Origin of the sequence: Azospirillum sp. B4 (assembly GCF_000333275.1) — a bacterium.
In the GTDB taxonomy this organism is placed as follows: domain Bacteria; phylum Pseudomonadota; class Alphaproteobacteria; order Azospirillales; family Azospirillaceae; genus Nitrospirillum.
Window position 1 is genome coordinate 1 of sequence record NZ_BACU01000473.1, and the last position, 266, is coordinate 266.

A 266-nucleotide genomic window follows, 5' to 3' on the forward strand; every position below is an offset into this window, starting at 1 on the left:
CCTCCGGCGCCACCCGCATCAACGAGGCCCTGGTGGCCCGGGCCCTGGCCGACGTCCTGAACGGCGACCGCTTGCTGCGCGCGGATCCGGAGTTCGTGCGATTGACCACCGGTTACCCTATCGGCGGCGTTCCGCCGCTGGGGCACGCGGTGGCGCCTGTCACGTTATTTACGATCTCACCCGCCCGCACGCGGAAGGTGGCGTGTTTCAGCCGCTCCACCCCGTGCGCGTCGAACACGCTCAAATCCTCGACCGTCAGCAGCGGC

Annotated in this window: 1 pseudogene; it reads left to right on the forward strand. The window is 69.5% G+C overall.

From position 1 onward, the window contains the following. Positions 1-266: pseudogene (locus tag I55_RS37810) on the forward strand (hypothetical protein); the annotation flags it as partial.